A 408-nucleotide genomic window follows, 5' to 3' on the forward strand; every position below is an offset into this window, starting at 1 on the left:
GCCGAGGTGCACGAACACGAACCCCGCCCAGGTGTCGACGGCCACCGGCGACAGCCGGAAGTCCGGCATCTCGTCGGGTGCCAGGTCGGCGTGCGGCGCCCGCAGCAGCGACCCGTCCAGCGCGTAGGTCCACGAGTGGTAGGGACAGCGCAGCGACCCGGCGGCGGTGCAGACCGGCGCCGCGCCGGGCAGGGCGGTGAACAGCTGCGAGCCGCGGTGCCGGCAGACGTTGTACGCCGCGTGCAGTGCGCCGCCGGTGTCGCTGGTGACCAGCACCGACTCCCCCACGACATCGACGACCGCGACCCGGCCCGGCCGGTCCAGGCCGAGGTCGGCCACGCGTCCGACGCAGAACCACTCGCCGTACAGCACCGCGTCCCGCTCCCGGGCGAACGCGCCGGCGTCGAC

Annotated in this window: 1 protein-coding gene; it reads right to left on the reverse strand. The window is 75.2% G+C overall.

Features of this window, described 5'->3' with window-relative positions:
- Window positions 1-408: Rieske (2Fe-2S) protein (locus Q0L15_RS21430; protein ID WP_296606789.1), on the reverse strand; the 408-nt coding region annotated here is incomplete at both ends.

It is taken from the genome of Nocardioides sp. (genome assembly GCF_024509035.1).
Lineage (GTDB): Bacteria > Actinomycetota > Actinomycetes > Propionibacteriales > Nocardioidaceae > Nocardioides.